The organism is Streptomyces sp. NPDC059456 (assembly GCF_042750055.1).
Taxonomy (GTDB): Bacteria; Actinomycetota; Actinomycetes; order Streptomycetales; family Streptomycetaceae; genus Streptomyces.
This window is the reverse complement of record NZ_JBHYVA010000202.1, coordinates 1-12,383: the sequence shown is the minus strand read 5'-3', so window position 1 is coordinate 12,383 and position 12,383 is coordinate 1. Positions and strand designations below refer to the sequence as shown.

General features: G+C 73.6%; 17 protein-coding genes and 1 pseudogene. 10 read left to right on the top strand and 8 right to left on the bottom strand.

Translation table 11 applies throughout. The annotated features are described in order from the left end of the window. Positions 1 to 159 precede the first annotated feature (159 nt). From ACFXA3_RS19325 to ACFXA3_RS19315, 3 genes and pseudogenes are all read left to right on the top strand, one after another. Positions 160 to 453: pseudogene (locus ACFXA3_RS19325) on the top strand (hypothetical protein); the annotation flags it as partial. Positions 454 to 520: 67 nt separating this feature from the next. Further along, complete coding sequence (locus tag ACFXA3_RS19320) at positions 521 to 1,465, top strand: TIGR03619 family F420-dependent LLM class oxidoreductase (RefSeq protein ID WP_385188248.1); 945 nt, start codon at positions 521 to 523, stop codon at positions 1,463 to 1,465. Positions 1,466 to 1,621: 156 nt separating this feature from the next. Next, on the top strand, positions 1,622 to 1,951 hold the full coding sequence (locus ACFXA3_RS19315; RefSeq protein ID WP_385188246.1) for a peptidase inhibitor family I36 protein: 330 nt from the start codon (positions 1,622 to 1,624) through the stop codon (positions 1,949 to 1,951). A gap of 48 nt (positions 1,952 to 1,999) precedes the next feature. On the opposite strand, the gene ACFXA3_RS19310 is transcribed toward ACFXA3_RS19315, so the two are convergent. Next, entirely contained in the window at positions 2,000 to 2,791 is a 792-nt protein-coding gene (locus tag ACFXA3_RS19310; protein ID WP_385188245.1) for a hypothetical protein, read from the bottom strand. 341 nt (positions 2,792 to 3,132) lie between these two features. On the opposite strand from ACFXA3_RS19310, the gene ACFXA3_RS19305 reads away from it, so the two are divergent. Continuing rightward, positions 3,133 to 3,582 carry a peptidoglycan-binding protein gene (locus ACFXA3_RS19305; RefSeq protein ID WP_385188243.1) on the top strand — a complete coding sequence of 150 codons (450 nt, stop codon included), beginning with the start codon at positions 3,133 to 3,135 and terminating at the stop codon, positions 3,580 to 3,582. 94 nt (positions 3,583 to 3,676) lie between these two features. Here the strand turns inward: ACFXA3_RS19305 and ACFXA3_RS19300 are convergent, their stop codons facing one another. From ACFXA3_RS19300 to ACFXA3_RS19285, 4 genes are all read right to left on the bottom strand, one after another. After that, positions 3,677 to 3,904 carry a hypothetical protein gene (locus ACFXA3_RS19300; protein WP_385188241.1) on the bottom strand — a complete coding sequence of 76 codons (228 nt, stop codon included), beginning with the start codon at positions 3,902 to 3,904 and terminating at the stop codon, positions 3,677 to 3,679. Between the two features lie 56 nt (positions 3,905 to 3,960). Continuing rightward, complete coding sequence (locus ACFXA3_RS19295) at positions 3,961 to 4,428, bottom strand: hypothetical protein (RefSeq protein ID WP_385188239.1); 468 nt, start codon at positions 4,426 to 4,428, stop codon at positions 3,961 to 3,963. Between the two features lie 177 nt (positions 4,429 to 4,605). Next, positions 4,606 to 5,052 (bottom strand): hypothetical protein, encoded by a 447-nt coding sequence (locus ACFXA3_RS19290; RefSeq protein WP_385188237.1) that lies wholly within the window; start codon positions 5,050 to 5,052, stop codon positions 4,606 to 4,608. Between the two features lie 212 nt (positions 5,053 to 5,264). Next, positions 5,265 to 6,197 carry an alpha/beta hydrolase family protein gene (locus ACFXA3_RS19285; RefSeq protein ID WP_385188251.1) on the bottom strand — a complete coding sequence of 311 codons (933 nt, stop codon included), beginning with the start codon at positions 6,195 to 6,197 and terminating at the stop codon, positions 5,265 to 5,267. A 266-nt stretch (positions 6,198 to 6,463) separates the two neighbouring features. On the opposite strand from ACFXA3_RS19285, the gene ACFXA3_RS19280 reads away from it, so the two are divergent. Continuing rightward, positions 6,464 to 7,060 carry a TetR/AcrR family transcriptional regulator gene (locus ACFXA3_RS19280; protein WP_385188236.1) on the top strand — a complete coding sequence of 199 codons (597 nt, stop codon included), beginning with the start codon at positions 6,464 to 6,466 and terminating at the stop codon, positions 7,058 to 7,060. A 121-nt stretch (positions 7,061 to 7,181) separates the two neighbouring features. Beyond that, positions 7,182 to 8,117 (top strand): hydroxymethylbilane synthase, encoded by a 936-nt coding sequence (gene hemC / locus ACFXA3_RS19275; RefSeq protein ID WP_385188235.1) that lies wholly within the window; start codon positions 7,182 to 7,184, stop codon positions 8,115 to 8,117. An 84-nt stretch (positions 8,118 to 8,201) separates the two neighbouring features. Here the strand turns inward: hemC and ACFXA3_RS19270 are convergent, their stop codons facing one another. Next, the gene (locus ACFXA3_RS19270; RefSeq protein ID WP_385188233.1) at positions 8,202 to 8,609 is read right to left on the bottom strand and encodes a YciI family protein; all 408 of its coding nucleotides are present in this window, start codon (positions 8,607 to 8,609) and stop codon (positions 8,202 to 8,204) included. 45 nt (positions 8,610 to 8,654) lie between these two features. Then, positions 8,655 to 9,317, bottom strand: a complete 663-nt coding sequence (locus ACFXA3_RS19265; RefSeq protein ID WP_385188231.1) for a TetR/AcrR family transcriptional regulator — start codon at positions 9,315 to 9,317, stop codon at positions 8,655 to 8,657. Positions 9,318 to 9,407: 90 nt separating this feature from the next. Between ACFXA3_RS19265 and ACFXA3_RS19260 the strand changes: the two genes are divergently transcribed. After that, positions 9,408 to 9,836 carry a DUF4345 domain-containing protein gene (locus ACFXA3_RS19260; RefSeq protein WP_385188229.1) on the top strand — a complete coding sequence of 143 codons (429 nt, stop codon included), beginning with the start codon at positions 9,408 to 9,410 and terminating at the stop codon, positions 9,834 to 9,836. On the opposite strand, the gene ACFXA3_RS19255 is transcribed toward ACFXA3_RS19260, so the two are convergent. Continuing rightward, positions 9,815 to 10,270: an NUDIX domain-containing protein gene (locus tag ACFXA3_RS19255; protein WP_385188227.1), complete on the bottom strand. Its 456-nt coding sequence runs from the start codon at positions 10,268 to 10,270 to the stop codon at positions 9,815 to 9,817. The two genes, ACFXA3_RS19260 and ACFXA3_RS19255, sit on opposite strands and share 22 nt — an antisense overlap. A gap of 158 nt (positions 10,271 to 10,428) precedes the next feature. Here ACFXA3_RS19255 and ACFXA3_RS19250 point away from each other — a divergent pair, with 158 nt between their 5' ends. From ACFXA3_RS19250 to ACFXA3_RS19240, 3 genes are all read left to right on the top strand, one after another. Continuing rightward, positions 10,429 to 11,121, top strand: coding sequence for a DUF4232 domain-containing protein (locus tag ACFXA3_RS19250; RefSeq protein WP_385188226.1), 693 nt, complete (start codon positions 10,429 to 10,431; stop codon positions 11,119 to 11,121). A 60-nt stretch (positions 11,122 to 11,181) separates the two neighbouring features. After that, complete coding sequence (locus ACFXA3_RS19245; protein ID WP_385188224.1) at positions 11,182 to 11,355, top strand: hypothetical protein; 174 nt, start codon at positions 11,182 to 11,184, stop codon at positions 11,353 to 11,355. Continuing rightward, positions 11,352 to 12,383 (top strand): RNA polymerase sigma factor (locus ACFXA3_RS19240; protein ID WP_385188249.1); only part of this gene is annotated, 1,032 nt, incomplete at its 3' end. The genes ACFXA3_RS19245 and ACFXA3_RS19240, both read left to right, overlap by 4 nt.

Genomic DNA, 12,383 nt, shown 5'->3' with positions numbered 1-12,383 from the left:
CCCACCGCGCGCGCGCGCGCGGCCCCGCGCCCCCCACCCCCCCGCCCCCCGCCCCCCCGCGCGGCGGCGCGCCCCCCCCCCCGGGGGGGCCCCCCCCCCCCCGGCGGTGCGCGCGGGGGCGGTGCGCGCATAGGCGGTGCGCGCGGGGGCGGTGCGTGCATGCGTGGGCGGTGCGCGCGGGGGCGGCAAGTCGGGTGCAAGTGGGCTGCAACCGGAGTTCACAGACTGGGTGTCATGCCTTCGAACAGCACGTCCGACTCCACCGTCCACCCCTACACCCGCGAGATGGCGATGATCCACCAGGTGTTCCGCCGTGAATCGCGCCTGCTGGCCGAACTCGTCCAGGACGTGAAGCCGGCCGACACCGGCCGTTCCCGGATCCTCGCCGAGCACTGGCGGCAGTACGCCGTCGGCCTGCACGCCCACCACACCGGGGAGGACGAGGTGCTCTGGCCGGTGCTCGTCCCCGTCCCCGTCCCCGTCGTCGTTCCGTCCCGTACCCAGCGAGGAAGTCCCACCGATGCGCATCGGATTCTCCGTCCCGCAGTTCGGCCCCTTCGCCGACCCCGACCGCACCGCCGCCCTGTGCACCGCGCTCGAAGCCCTGGGGTGTCACAGCCTCTGGGTGGCCGACCGGCTCCTGGCACCGGTCGTCCCCGCCGAGGGATATCCCGGCGGGAAGCCGATGCCCCTGCGCTACGGCACCCACCTCGACCCGTTGCTCGCCCTGGGCGTGGCGGCCTCGGCCACCGGACGGGTCCGCCTCGGCAGCAGTACGCTCAACGCCCTGTGGCAGCCGCCCCTCGTGCTGGCCCGGGCGCTGACCACCCTCGACCTGATCAGCCACGGCCGCCTGGACGTGGGCATCGGGCTGGGCTGGATGCGGGAGGAGTACGCGGCCGCGGGGGTCCCCTGGCAGGGGCGCGGCGCGCGGCTGGAGGAGACCCTCGACATCCTCGACGCCGTGTGGCGCTCCGAGCAGGTCGTCCACACCGGCCCGCTGTGGACGATCGCCGAGTCGACCGTACTGCCCAAGCCCCTCCAGCGCCCGGGGCCGCCGGTCCTGCTGGGCGGTTTCACCCCGCACGCCCTGGAGCGGGTCGGCAGGCGCGCCGACGGCTGGCTCGCCGCGTCGATGCCGCTCCCCCATCTCGTCGGGCTCTGGGACGTCGCCACGGAGGCGGCGGAGCGGGCGGGGCGGGACCCGGCGGCGCTGCGCCGGGTGTTCCGCGTGAACCCCGACGTCACCACGGCGGAGGCCGATCCCGCCGAGACCCACCACCGCGGTACCGTGCGCCAGATCTGCGACCACCTCAAGGTGATGTGCTCGGCGGGTACCGACGAGGTGCTCGTGGACCTCCAGCTGACGACGGACTCGCCCGAGGAGTACTTGGACGTCGCGGCGGAGTTCATGGCCGAACTGACCGCACCGGCCGCACCGGCCGCACCGGCCGCACCGGCCTGAGTGCCCACGGGGACCGGCGGGGCGTTGCGCCGCACGAGTGGTCATGTGCACGGCAGAAACGATCTTGCATGTGCCCCTGTCATAGTCCGGGATGCGCGGTGGGACGTTGGGGGTGTCCCGCCGGAACCTCCGGCGGGCTAGAGAACGGAGTGAGCCATGAGCAGCACCACCGGACTGCCGCCGGGCGTCGTCGAGATCACCCCCGAGGGATCGCCGTGTCCGCCGAAGACGCTGGGCCTGTGGCGCCATTACAACTGCGGCGGCGAGGGGTACGGCATCGGGGCCGGATTCGACGTCGACCTCAGCCTGTTGCCCCTCCACGACGGCGGCAGCATGACCAAGAACGTCTCGTCGTGGGTGAACAACACGGACAGCGACGCGAAGCTGATCAGCAAGAGCGGTACGCGGATCCTGCGGGCCGGCGACAAGCTGGAGGAGCCCAAGCAGCACAACGACACCGTGGAGCAGGTCAGCTGGGAGCTCTGACCCGGGCCGGCTGATCGGGCCGGCCGGCCGGGGCGCGAGCGGCCGCCCCTACGCGGGCGCCGGCGGCAGGGCGGCCAGGCCGGACCGCGCGGCGTCCGCCCAGTGGGGTGAGTCCCAGGCGGCCGCCACCCGCGCGGCTTCGAGGTGGTGGTTCCTGGCCTGTTCGGGGCGGTCCAGGAACCGGGCCGGTTCGCCGAGGGTCTGCGCGACGGGCCTCAGCACGAGGCTGAGGCTGCTCGCGCCGCCCGCCAGCCCCCGCAGGGGCAGCAGGTCCTCGTACACCTCGGCGGCCGCCGTCCTGTCGCGGAAGGCGATGGCGGCCGTGCCGCGCAGCCCGGCCAGGATGGGGTAGGCGAAGTCCCGCCGCAGGGGCACGCGTTGCGCGAGGGTCTCCCGGGCCTCTTCGGGACGGCCGGCGGCCGGCAGCGCGAGTGCGGCGAGGGCTTCGTTGTGCGGCTTGTACTGCTCCCACACCGCGAGCAGTACGGGCAGCATCTCGGCGAGCCGGCCCCGCTGCAGGCGGATGCAGCCGATGCCCAGGGCGGCCAGCCCGCTGAGGTCCACCGCCCCGCGCGCCCGGAGCTCCGCCACCGCGGTCCCCAGGTCCCGCTCCGCTTCGTCGAAACGGCCCTGTGCCATGGCGAGCACGGGGTGGCGGAGCCTGGCCGCCGCGAACGCGCCCTGGAGCTCGTAGGTGCGGGCGATCTCGTCCGCCCGGACGAGGCACCGCTCCATCTCGGCCGGGTCGTTGCGGCCGACGGCGATCCGGGCGGCGACGTACGCGCGCATCCAGGAGTACTCGGGGCTGTCCTGGGCGTCGGCCCGCGCCGGTGGCGGCACGGGCCGGTGCGCGGGACGGGACGCAACTCGGAACGTCCACGGGACGTGCCCGGGACACCGCGGGACGGGTGCGGGACACCCCGGGACGGACCGGGCGCGAGAAGGCCCGCGGGACGGATCGGGGCCCTTCCGACCGGCGCACGGCCTTCCACCGCACCCCTCCCGCCGCCCTTCCCGGGATGCAGGACGACCTCGGGACGGCGCACAGGGGGCGGAATCCGGGGTGGCCGGATCACGGCTAGGTTTCTCGCCATCGGACGGCAACACGCCGACCACTCACATCCGTTCGCATCCGATCGTCCCAGCTCGCATCGGACCGCACCTCGGGGGTCGACCCACCCATGAAGCTCAAGCGCACGCTCGCCACCCTCGGCGCCACCGCCGCGATGACCGCCGGCCTGATCGGCTTCGGCACGACCGCGCACGCGGCCATCCCCGGCTGCAACGACTACTCGATCTACTACAGCGGCCCCACCAACGCCTGGTACACGAAGGTCCCCACGATCGGCTCCCCGGCCACCAACTTCTGCACCCTGCGCTCCGGCGCCAGCGGCATGCAGGTGTACTACCTCCAGGACACCCTGAACTACTGCTACGGCCAGGACCTCGGCGAGATCGACGGCAAGTTCGGCCCGAAGACGGCGGCCGCCCTCGCCCGCGTCCAGAAGACCCTGGGTCTCGACCCGGACGGCGTCTACGGCCCGCAGACCCGCGACAAGCTGAAGTGGCACTGGATGACCCTGAACGCCAACAACAGCTGCAACACCCTGTACGGCGCCGGCGCGCACTGACGCCCCCGCCCCGCTGATCTCCCCACGGCGGAGGCCGACGCGTCCACCGTCGGGCTCCGCCGTGCCCCAGTGCCCCTTCGGTGCGCCGGTGCTCCTACAGTTGGCCCGGCCTCGGCAGTGCGAGCGGGACGACGTTCGCCTCGATGAGCGGGAGGGAGGGGAGGGCGTGGAAGACGTCTTCGATCTGACCGGAAGGCCACCGCAGGGGTGGATGCATGCCGTCTTCGGTGGCGGGCCGTACGCCGACGACGTCGGCCGGTGCGTTCCGGGCCCGCCCGCACCGCAGGCCGTGACGGTCCCGCTCCCGCAGGGCGGGGAGCACGTGTACCGGCTGGTGACGGTCGGCTCGTGGTCGGCGCCGCAGGACCCGATCGCCCTCTACGACGACACCGGACCGGTACCGGCGCCGCCCCTGTCTGAGCTGGAGAAGTCCTGGGTCGTCCGGCACCGGATGTAACCCGGCCCGGGCACGCCGACCTCGATGCCGTTCTCGTCGAGTCCGTTGACGATGCGCAGTCGGCCCCCGGCGAAGACGAACTCCACCGCCACCGTCCCGGCTGCCAGGTCACGCTCTCGCGGCCGCCACTCGAGGAGCGTGACCTCGTCCAGCTCCCGGCCGACGAACGGCTCGATGCGCTCGTCGCCGTGCGACCACCGGGGCGTCAGCCCGACCCCCTCCCACCCGGTGAGGGGCGCAGCCGTGTCGATCGTGTCCCAGCCGATCGAGAGCTCGTCGAACTTCCAGTGGCACACCTCCACCTGGATGCCGTCGAAGTCCAGCACCACCGGGCAGTCGGCGTACCAGTCCCCGTCCTCGGCGAAACGCACCAGGGCGAAGCCCGTCAACCGTCTGCCGGCGAGTGTCCGCCAGGCGCGCTCCGTGCGCCTGGCGCACCGCCTCGATCCCCGTCAGGAAGGACGGCTTGAAACCAGAGATCCCCATGTTCACGGCACCGGAGTCTCCCTGCAAACGGCCCTCCCGGCCAACACGTGCCAGGGCGGACTCACGGGGACGCCCTCGGGTCAGCCGGCCGCGGAGCGGCGCACCAGGCGCCCGTTGAGGACGACCTCCAGCCACGTGTGACAATCGCCCGTCCACAGCCCGACCTCCGCCCCGCACCCCGCACACGCCAGGTTCGGCCCCTCGTGTCCGCCCGGCCCGCAGCAGCCGCCCCAGCGGCTCGGGACTTTCGCCGTCCCGACCAGGTCGCCCGGGCTCAACAGCAGGTCCACCCCCGGCCCGTGCCCTGCCCGGGCCATGCCGAAGCCCTTTGGGAGCGCGCCCCAGGCGATGCGTCCCGGCTCCGGGTCGCGCGCGAAGGCGCCTGCGGCGATCCTGGGCGGGCAGGGGTCCACCGGAGAGTCGAGCGGAGTCCAGGCCTCGCCCTCCGCCGGCGGTCGCACTTCACGCACCGGCAGGGACAGCCGGGCGCCGCACACGGCGCAGGAGAACACTTCGGCCTCGGCCATTCCCGCGTCGCCCCCTCGTCCTTTGGCCCCGACGGCGCTACCCCACGCCACGGCCACCGTGTTCGGGCGAGGCCGGGGCCGGGGCCGGGGCCGCTACCAGGGCGCGACCACGAGCGGTGGCCCCTCACCGCACCCCCCCTTCCCGGACGCCCGGCCCTTCGCTTCCCGAGGTCCAGGGCGGTCCCGCCGTACGGGGTGGGCCCGTCGGAGGGCTACTTGGATTCGACCCGTCCCACCGGGTCGGGGCCGGTCGTCAGGGCCTCGTACGCGGTCTGCCACGCGGGGGCCCCGGGGTGGAGCCGGGTGTGGAGGTAGGCCGCGGTGAGCCGGCCCAGGGCGGCGACCCGCTCGGGGTTCTCGTCCGTGGTCTCGGCGGCGTCGTATCCGGCGATCCCGCCGAGTCCGTGCTCCGCGTCGAACAGGGTGAGCAGGGTCTTGGGGGCCGGGGCGAGGGTGTAGGGGTCGGCGTGCCAGTCCGGTCCCATGTCCGTGAAGTGCCGGGGGTCGTCCTTGTCACCGGCGACGACGAGTGCGGGTGTGGTCATGGTGGAGAAGTCGACGGCCCCGATGATCGGCCACTGCTCGGCCATGGGCCCGTTGAGGACTTCGCCGCCCCTTCCGGGCGCGGCGAGCAGTACGCCCGCCTTGATCCGGGGGTCGGCGAGGTGCACCACCTTCCCGGTGTCGGGGTCGTTGAGGCCGGCGCCCAGCAGGAGGGCTGCGGTGAAGCCGCCGAGCGAGTGTCCGGCGAGGGCGACCTTGCCGGGGTCGATGCGTCCCGCGAGCTGCGGCACGGCCTCCTCGATCTCGTCGAGCCGGTCGAGGATGTGGCTCATGTCCTCGGCGCGGGAGCGCCAGAAGTCGGGGGCGCCGGGTGCGTCGGCGACCAGGTGGCTCAGTGTCCGGGAGGTGAGGTGGGTGGGCTGGATGACGACGAAGCCGCGGGCCGCCCAGAAGTCGGCGAGCGGCGCGTATCCGTTGAGGGAGGAGAGGTGGTGCGAGGGGCCGTGGCCGTGGGAGAGGAGGATGACGGGGAGGCCGGCTCCCGTCGCCGGCGCGGAGACGCGTACCTGGAGGTCCACGGGACGGCCGGGTACGGAGAGGACCACGGGGCTGAAGGACAGGACCGGGACCGGGGTGCCCAGGGTGTCGGCACCGGCGTCGGCGCCGGTGGTGGTGGCGGTGGTGAGGGCAGGGGAGGTGCTCACGAGGGGGTTCCCTTTCGGTGGCACCTGCCGTCCTCCGGTCCCCCGCGACGGGCGCGGGTGCGGACGGGGACGGACAGGTGGTCAGGGTCAGGAGCGGGCGTTCCAGCCGTGCCGACCGTTTCGGCTAACCTGAAGCGGAGCGCCGCTCCATTTAGTATCCGGAGCGCTGCTCCGTTTTGTCAATCGACTGGAAGGACCGAGCGATGGCCGCCGAGAGCCCCGCAGGACAGTCGCCGTCCCGAGGCAAGCGGGCCGACGCCCAGCGCAACCGACAGACGGTGCTGGACGCCGCCGCCGAGGTGTTCGTCGCCTCCGGCGTCGACGCGCCGATCCGGCAGATCGCGGCCCGGGCGGGCGTCGGGATGGCCACGATCTACCGCCACTTCCCGACCAGGGCGGATCTCGTCACCGCCGTCTACCGCCACCAGATCGAGGCGTGCGCCGAGGCGGGCCCGGACCTGCTGGCCGGCGCCGACTCCCCGTTCGACGCGCTGTGCCGGTGGACCGACCTGTTCGTCGACTTCCTGGTCACCAAGCACGGACTGGCCGACGCCCTGCAGTCCGACAGCGACCGCTTCGCCGCGCTGCACGCCTATTTCCTCGACCGCCTGCTGCCCGTCTGCGCCCGGCTGCTCGACGCCGCGGTCGACGCCGGGGACATCAGGCCCGGCACCCAGCCGTACGAGCTGATGCGCGGCATCGGCAACCTCTGCATCGGCCGCGACAACGACCCCCGCTACGACCCCCGGCGCCTGGTCGCCCTCCTGCTCCGGGGGCTCAGGGAACCTCAGGCGTCCTGACGGGGAGCGAGGTGATCCACGGCCACTCCGTTCCTTGGTGACAATCTGTCGGAAACCGCACGGTTCCGGTGGAAGTAGGCTCTGGCGTCAACAAGGCTTCGGACGCGAGGAGTTGAACCCGATGAGCGACGACTCGGTGCGGATCGGTTCCAGGGCGAGCAAGCTCGCGAGAGCACAGGTCGCGGAGTGGCTGGGGCCGATCGCCGCGCAGTTCCCCGGCATTCGGTTCAAGCGGGAGACCATCCTCGAAGGCGGGGACCAGGACCGCACCACGCCCACCCTCGCCGAGGTGGCGAAGACCGCCGGCGGGTCCGCGTTCTCCACCAACCAGGAGGAGGCCCTGGTCACGGGGAGGGTCGACGTGATCGTGCACTCCCTCAAGGACCTCCCCACCGCGGTCCGCGAAGGGACGAGCCTGCTGGTCACCCCCGGCCCCCGCCAGGACGTCCGGGACGTGCTGTGCGGGGCCACCCTCCGGAGCCTCCCCCTGGGCGCCCGCGTCGGCACCGGCGCCCCGCGCCGCGTCGCCCAGCTCCTGGCGCTGCGCCCGGACCTGGACGTCGTCCCGATCCGCGGGAACGTGCCGGGGCGGCTCGCCCGCGCCACCAGGGGCGGCCTCGACGCCGTCGTGCTCGCGGCCGCGGGGCTGGACCGGCTGAACCTGATGCCGGAGGTCCACGAGATCCTGGACCCGGCCGGCTTTCCCCCCTCCCCCGGCCAGGGCGCGCTCGGCATCCAGGTCCGCACCGGCTCCGCGGCCGCCCGGCTCCTGGCCGGCACCGGTGATCCGCAGGTCGACGCATGCGTACGCGCCGAACGCGCCCTGCTCGCCGAGCTGCACGGCGGCTGCTCCGTCCCCGTCGGGGCCTGGGGGCGGATCGGCGAGGACGGCATGCTGCACCTGTCCGCCGCCGTGACCTCCCTGACCGGCACCCGGCAGGTCACGGCCGCGGGGAGCGGGCCCGTGGACGCGCCGGAGAAGCTGGGCGCCTGCGTCGCCGCCGATCTCCTCGACCGGGGCGCGGCCGACATCCTGGCGCAGATCCGCAAGCCCTGACCGCCCGGAGGTGGCCGCGCTCTCCGCCCGCGTCAGCGGGGGGCCGCGTCAGCGGGGGGCCGCGTCAGCGGGGGGCCGCGTCCGTCACTCCGTGATCGTGGGCGGCTCGGACATGAAGGGGCGCAGTTCGAGCCACTCGTGGATGGGCCGGCCGCCCGCGCCGGGGGCCGCCGACAGCTCGGCCGCGAGCTCCAGGGCCCGCTCGTGGGTGTCCACGTCGATCACCATCCAGCCGGCGATCAGGTCCTTGGTCTCGGCGAACGGGCCGTCGGTGACGGGCGGGCGCCCCTCGCCGTCGTACCGGACGAAGGTGCCCTCCGGAGCGAGCGCCTGGGCGTCGACGAACTCGCCGGTCCGTTCCAGCTTCGCGGCGAAATCGCGCATGTACTGGATGTGCGCCGAGACCTCCTGCGGGGTCCAGCGGTCCATGGGGACGTCGTTGCTCGGGGCCGGGGCGCCGCGGTAGTGCTTGAGCAGCAGGTACTTGGCCATGACGGTTCTCCTCGATCCGGTCCGACGCGCCCATTGCGGCCGCGCTCACCCCTGGGACGGAGCCGACTCACGATCCTCGACATCCTGCCGGAGATTCTTTTCCGGGACCGGCAGGCCCTCCGGGTCCTCGGCGAGCAGCGGCCGGAGTGCGCCGAGGACCGCGCCGACGCAGACGTCGCGCAGCTGGGTGCGGGTGCAGGTTTCGCGGGTGAGCCAGTCGACGCAGAGGACCTGGACGAAGACCAGCCAGCTCTTCAGGACGCCGGACACGGCTTCCCGGGCGCTCTCGTCCGCGAGGGGGAGTACGGCGAGCAGGCGCGTGCGGAGTGCGTCCAGCTCGTTCGTCATGATCGTCTGGATCACGGGGTCGCCCGCGAGGACCCGGTTCGCGGCGAGGACGGCGTGGCGGTTCGCCACGAAGTAGTCGAGATGGACCTCCATGCCCTGGACGAGCTGCTCCACCAGGGAGTCGGCGGGGTCGAGCCGCGTCTCGGCGAGCAGTCGGTCCGCGGCCTGCTGGTACACGGCCGCGAAGAGGGCGTGCTTGCTGGAGAAGTGACGGTAGAGCAGGGCTCGGGAGACGCCGGCCTCTTCGGCGACCTCCTCCATCAGGACGTCGTCGTACGGGCGTGCGGCGAAGAGCCGGGCTCCGACGGCGAGGAGCTGGGCGCGGCGGCCGGCGGGGCTGAGTCGTTGGCGGGGAGGCACCGGCGAAGGCTACTTGACATGTGTCCACTGGCGCATCGAGTCTAGTAGACACATGTCAACCAAGCTCCACCGGGACGGCTCGGAGGGATCATGGCAAGGACCCTGCGCACACTCACCCGATTGATGGGCTGGTCCAGCGTGGCGATCGGCCTGTACCACGTGCTGCTCGGCAACGCGGCGATCCCCGGGGCCGGTTCCGCCGGCACGACGGTCGACAGCTGGGGCCGGTTCATGGGGGCCGTCTTCGTCGGCTACGGGCTGGCGTGGCTGTGGGCCGCGCGGCAGCGGCCGGTCCCGGCCCAGGCGGTGCGGTGGCTGGCCGGCATCTTCCTGCTGGGCGGCGCGGGCCGGCTCCTCTCCCTCGCCGTGCACGGCCGGCCGCACTGGTTCCAGCTCGTGCTCGCGGCGCTCGAACTCGGCCTGCCCCCGGTCTTCTTCTGGCTGGCCGACGCGGACGAGCGGGCCGGCGGAGCGCCGGCCGTCCGGGGGAAAGGGGCCTACAGGGCGAGTTCGAGGTAGGCGGCGCGCTTGGTCTCGCGCGCCGTGAGGGCCTCGCGCCATATGACGAGGGCGAAGGGCGGGATCATGCTGGGGGGAATGTCTTCGGGCAGGCAGAAACGGATCTCGCCGATCTCCGACTCCTGGAGCGTGATGGCCCGCTGCTGATCCGGGCTCAGTTCGGGACCGTCGAAGACGTGGAAGACGTGCGAGCCCTCCGCCCTGGTCACCCAGGCGGTGACCAGGAGGTCCCCGATCTCCAGGTCCAGGCCGATTTCCTCACGGACCTCACGGCGCGCGGCCGCCGTGGGGAGTTCGCCCTCTTCGAGGTGTCCGCCGGGCAGGTTCCACCGCTCCTTGTAGACCGGGTTGACGATGAGCACCCTGCCCTGCTCGTCCCTGACGATGGCGGCGGCTGATGCGGTGGCCTTCGCGCGGCCTGCGGACGTGGTCATGGTCAGCTCCTGTCGTGAACACCGAGGTGGGGGGCGGTGTGTGTGCGGTGTGTGTAACAGGAATGTACTGGGAGGCGGTCGGACGGAACGGTTCGCCCGACCAGGCGGTCCTGATGGCCGTCATGCAGGCACCGCCAACCGACACCGAGGTGGAAACGATGCGCGTTCACAAGCTGACCTTCGCGGCCCTGACCCTTGCCGCGGGGCTCTCGCTCACGGCCTGCCAGAGCGACGACGACGGCCCGGCGCAGAGCGGCCCGTCGTCCTCGGCGGGAGCGTCGGCCCCGTCCACCGCACCCTCCGCCGCGGCATCCGCCGCCGGGTCGCCCTCGGGCGGCGGAAAGGGCGGCGGAAAGGGAACGGGTACCGGCTCGGCTGCCGGTACCGGCTCGGCCGAGAGCGGCAAGGGCGGCACGAGCGACACGTGCCGCACCGACGAGCTGGAGATCACGGCCAAGGACCACACCATCGACGGCGATCACGAGGGCACCGTCGCGGTGGAACTGAAGAACCGCGGCGGCCGGGACTGCGTGATCTCCGGGTACGCGGGCGTCGACCTGAAGACCGCCTCCGGGTCGCTGTCCGCGCAGCGCACGGGTGAGAAGAGCGGCCGGACCGTCCTCAAGAAGGGCCGGTCGACGGCCTTCGGCATCAGCTACCCGTTCAACACGTCGGGCGGCTCCGGCGTCCGCGTCACGGGCCTGGTGGTGACCCCGCCGGACGAGACGAAGTCGGTCACCCTCGGCTGGCCGGGCGCCGGCACGCTGCCCGTCACGGACGGCGCCGGATCCCCGGTGAAGGTCGGCCCGATCGGCAGCGCCGGCCAGGGCGGCGCCGTCGAACAGCCGTGACCGGCTCCGTCCCCGGGGTGAACGGGACCACAATGGGACGCACGAGCAAGGAGAGGGACGATGGCCACGTACCTGCCGGCGGGGCACACCCGCGGAGCCCCGGAAGCCGTCGACGACGTGCACGGGCGGCTCGGACCGCGCCCGTGTCCGGCCGCGCCGTCCGCCGGCGCACCGTCCACCGACACACAGTCCGCCGACACACCGTCCGCCGACGCGCCGTGCCCGCGCCGGTGAACGAGGCCCTGCTCCGCAGCCTCACCCCGGGCGTGCTCGCGCTCCTCGTACGCCGCGGAGCCGAGTTCGCGGCGGCCGAGGACGCCGTCCAGGACGCCCTCGTCGAGGCGGTCCGCGTCTGGCCCGCCGACCCGCCGCGCGACGCGAAGGGCTGGCTGGTCACCGTCGCCTGGCGCAAGTTCCTCGACCGGGCCCGCGCGGACACCGCTCGCCGCCGGCGTGAGGACCTCGTCGACGAGCAGCCGGAACCAGGGCCCGCGCCCGCGGTGGACGACACGCTCCAGCTCTACTTCCTGTGCGCACACCCGTCGCTGACGCCGTCGTCCGCGGTCGCGCTCACGCTGCGCGCCGTCGGCGGGCTCACCACCCGCCAGATCGCCCAGGCCTACCTGGTGCCCGAGGCGACCATGGCGCAGCGCATCAGCCGGGCCAAGCGCACGGTCTCCGGCGTGCGGTTCGATCAGCCCGGCGACGTCGCGACCGTGCTGCGCGTCCTGTACCTGGTCTTCAACGAGGGGTACTCGGGCGACGTCGACCTCGCCGCCGAGGCCGTCCGGCTCACCCGGCAGCTGGCCGCCCGGGTCGACCACCCCGAGGTGGCGGGGCTGCTCGCCCTCATGCTGCTCCACCACGCCCGGCGCGCCACCCGGACCGCGCCCGACGGCAGCCTCGTACCGCTCGCCGAGCAGGACCGGGGCCGGTGGGACACCGCGTCGATCGCCGAGGGCGTACGGATCCTGCAGGCGGCCCTCGCCCGTGACCGGCTGGGCGAGTTCCAGGCACAGGCCGCCGTCGCGGCCCTGCACGCCGACGCGCGCACCGCCGAGGAGACCGACTGGGTGCAGATCGTCGAGTGGTACGACGAGCTGGTGCGCCTGACCGACAACCCCGTCGTACGGCTCAACCGCGCGGTGGCCGGCGGCGAGGCCGACGGACCCCGCGCCGGCGGGACGGCACAGGCGGGGCAGGTCGCCAGGCACCCCCCGCCCGCGGCGGGGGCGGCGCACGGGCCGGGAGCCGCCGGGCCG